A 3442-nucleotide genomic window follows, 5' to 3' on the forward strand; every position below is an offset into this window, starting at 1 on the left:
TATCAAAATATTGTTAGAGGCCGTGTCGAAAAATATTTTTTTGACACCCCACCAACGGCTTAAACCGTTGATAAATCAGCATTTATAGAGGGAGGAGAGGATATGAAAATTAAATATTTATCTTTTTCTGTAATACCTTTATTAGTAATGATCATTTTTGTTATTTGGTTTGGAATCCAAAATCAAGATGCTGAAAGAACTCCAAGACTTTATTTAATTCCAGAGGGTGTTACCCATATAGAAATTCATTATAACCAAGAGGGCTATGCAAAACTAACTAAAGAAGGCAATTATATTGTTTACAACATTCCAAAGACAGGGGTTTTAAAGACTTCAACAAATGAACCTGAATACGGTATAGCACCTGATAAATTTTTTTATATCGATGATGATGGGAAGAGGATCGTAATTTCAGGTGAAACCATTAATTCAGGGATTGGTAGTGAAGAAGGTAAGCAAATAATACACACCATAATAATTGAAAAAGATTAGTGTGATACTTAACTATCATGAAAGAACGTAATTAACTTTCATTTTCTTTGGTGAAGCAGGGCTTCATGAATGGCTAACGGAGAGCGTTTCTTCAACAGGAAGAGACGCTTTTTGATTATCGGGGCAGTTTAGTTGATCACGAATAATTACATAATAATATCGGAGGTTTTGTGATGATTACGGTTATGAATGCCGAAAGTTATCTTAAACATAAGATTGGTGAAGATACTGATGATATAAAAAAGGTTTGGGAAGCATTTAAGGCTTTTTGCAAAGAACCAGTTGAGGGAGAAGAGGATAAAGAAATCCTATTTCAATGCGGTGTTTATGATTTTACTGGAGAAGCACTATTTCACCTTGATTTTGTAAGGCAGTTTACTATTTATGAAGAAGATGAGTATTCTCATATGGAACAACTTCACTGTGAATTTTTATTTAAACCAACAGATGAATTAAGTAATTTAGAAATAGGAGAATGGTCAATGGATTATGATAATATAGATGATTTTTTAAGTCATATAGAAAATCTTCAGGAGTTTAAAATACCTTTGATTTTAAAACCGATAAAATCAGAAATATATCAGGAAGCAGTTTAAATTTTATTGAACTACCATGAAAGAACGTAATTAACCTTCATTCTCTGTGGTGAAGAAATGCTTCATGGATGGCTAACGGGTTAATTAAAGAACATTTAGGGCACATTACTTTTAAAAAGGAGTAACCTAAATGAAAAATCGATTCTTAATTAGTGTTTATATGTTTATATTTTCTTGTAGTCTTTTCATGGTATTGGGAAATCCTGTTTATTCGCAAGCTACTCCTTCAGATAAAGTTGAATATCTGTATCCTGCAAATAGGGGGAGAGTTTTTGATGAAACTATAGATCAATTTTATGAGGCATTAAGGAAAAGGAGTTATCCTGTTCATCAGGAGTTTTATAGAAAACATTATGAGTTTTATAAACAACATAAGAATAAACTTGGAAACATGGATACTGCTCTTTTTAAAGACATGCCCGATGCATCAGTAAATTTTAGAAAAAAGGTACTGTTTCATGAGGTAGAAAAATTTAATTATATAACTTGGGATGGAAATGGAATTCCTAATACCCACCCAGATATAAAAATAAAGTATAATCAGGCAATTAGTCCAGATAGACAGGTATATTTTTTCTACTCCTTTAAAGATACAGATAGAGAGTTTAGAGGAAGATGTGCGGTATATGATGTTGAAACAAAAGAACTAATTGCTGGTGGAGAAACCTATATTAATAAGTTTCCAAAAATAAGAGGTAAAAATTGAGCCATATTCAAATCTTGGCTATATTATTTAACTCTTAATGTTTGTTGCACTAACGGGGAGATTGCAAAATATTGCAGACGCTTATTAACAAACGGAGCAGTTTAGCTAAACAAGGAGGACATCATTTTAGTGGAAGACTACAAGAATAAGGTTCAACAGGCAATAAATGAACGACAGTTAAGCTCGGTAATGAATAATTCGAAATGGAGAGGGTTACAATCGGCTGTAATTGAGGAATTCCCAATGACTCCTTCTTTTTAGGTAAAGTTTTTACTTGATGATTACCCTAATCCTGAAGATTTTGGAGAAGAAAATTGGTATTCGGGAGATTGGGATGAAGGGCTTGACCCTTTTTTTGCCGTAGAATGGATTAGAGTAAATCCGAAATACACAAGTTCTAATGGACGGCTGTTGGAATCTAAAGTTACAGATTACACAGATGAATTCATACAATTGCTCAAAAAACTGAAAATTCCTTTTGTTACCGAATACAGTGCAATCCGAATATATGGTTACGTAAGGAGTACGGATATTTTTAGTTAGATAAAATTGTACAGTATTTAGTTGTTTTCTTTGTGAAAAAGTGTACTTGACCAAACGGATTACGTTTCTGTAATAAACAGGAACGCTCGCTTCGTCATTAACGAGCAGTTTGAACTAAAATGATTTAGAGGGATTTGGAAGGATTTCTTTATGAAATATAGAAATTAATGGAATGGGGGGAACCTTTGAACAGAAAGGAAAGTGGTTAACATAAAAAGGGGTATTTGCATTATTTGGGTAATATTTCTTTTAGCATTAGTAGGCTGTTCTTCTAAAAATGAAGCTGAACAGGATAAACCAAAAAAATCTGTAAATAATCAACCTAATGTTGAGGAAACCACAAAAGAAAGTGGTAAAGATATTGTCGGAGAAGAACGTGATTGGAAAGAAAGCGAACATTTTAAAATTGACAATACAAAGCTAATTGGAAAACCAAATCTCATAGGAGTTACATTTGATGAAAATGATAAATTTTATGTAAATAAACCTCAAAAACATATTTGGTTTTTTTGGGGAACTGCCGAACAAGTAAATGGCACACTAACAGTAAAAGCAGTTCACCAAGACACATCTGAACAAATTGAGTTAGTAGAAGATGCTCCCATGGGTGGCCCCCTTAATGGAGCTAATAACCATGCACCAACATCTATGAAATTTACTAAAAGTGGCACTTGGGCATTAGATGCCTATATTGGTGATAAATTATTTAGTAGTGTTACCATTATAGTTGAGGATTACATTTGAACTGTTCTTATTGTGCTAACAGGTGTGATAGCTGAACAAAGCTGTCGCACCCGTTAACTATTGGGTGGGATAGTTAAAAGGGGAATATAATTCCAGACAATCTTAATCAGTATATTTTATTAATTTATCTAATTCTTTGTCAGAAACATACCGATGCGTGTAAGCAACCACACTGTATTTAGTATGTTTTTCTCCAGGTATACGAATAGTCATACGAATTAACTTAAAAGGAGGGTTAAGTGGCCCTTCAAATCCAATCACCCTTTTTTTACGGGAAAAATGCCCTTGCGAAAGCCGCTGAATACACCCTGAACAGGGTGAATGGACTCAAAGCATTTCTAATGGATGGTCGTATTGGAAT

General features: G+C 33.4%; 4 protein-coding genes and 1 pseudogene. All 5 read left to right on the top strand.

The genetic code is table 11. The features are described 5' to 3' along the window. The first annotated feature begins 102 nt into the window (after positions 1 to 102). The gene (locus HNR53_RS23010) at positions 103 to 492 is read left to right on the top strand and encodes a DUF6843 domain-containing protein (protein WP_184530517.1); all 390 of its coding nucleotides are present in this window, start codon (positions 103 to 105) and stop codon (positions 490 to 492) included. A 173-nt stretch (positions 493 to 665) separates the two neighbouring features. Then, positions 666 to 1088 (top strand): hypothetical protein, encoded by a 423-nt coding sequence (locus HNR53_RS23015; protein ID WP_184530519.1) that lies wholly within the window; start codon positions 666 to 668, stop codon positions 1086 to 1088. A gap of 130 nt (positions 1089 to 1218) precedes the next feature. After that, positions 1219 to 1794, top strand: coding sequence for a hypothetical protein (locus HNR53_RS23020; protein WP_184530521.1), 576 nt, complete (start codon positions 1219 to 1221; stop codon positions 1792 to 1794). A 129-nt stretch (positions 1795 to 1923) separates the two neighbouring features. Continuing rightward, positions 1924 to 2337, top strand: a pseudogene (locus tag HNR53_RS23760) (DUF6678 family protein). A gap of 201 nt (positions 2338 to 2538) precedes the next feature. Further along, a complete protein-coding gene (locus HNR53_RS23025) occupies positions 2539 to 3081 on the top strand; it encodes a hypothetical protein (RefSeq protein ID WP_184530523.1) in 543 nt (180 codons plus the stop codon). The last annotated feature ends 361 nt before the right edge of the window (positions 3082 to 3442 follow it).

The sequence above is a fragment of the Bacillus benzoevorans genome, from assembly GCF_014207535.1.
Classification (GTDB): Bacteria; Bacillota; Bacilli; order Bacillales; family Cytobacillaceae; genus Bacillus_BD; species Bacillus_BD benzoevorans.

Coding starts and splice junctions, on each gene's coding strand:
- HNR53_RS23010 (WP_184530517.1), top strand. CDS start 103: ATGAAAATTAAATATTTATCTTTTTCTGTAATACCTTTATTAGTAATG.
- HNR53_RS23015 (WP_184530519.1), top strand. CDS start 666: ATGATTACGGTTATGAATGCCGAAAGTTATCTTAAACATAAGATTGGT.
- HNR53_RS23020 (WP_184530521.1), top strand. CDS start 1,219: ATGAAAAATCGATTCTTAATTAGTGTTTATATGTTTATATTTTCTTGT.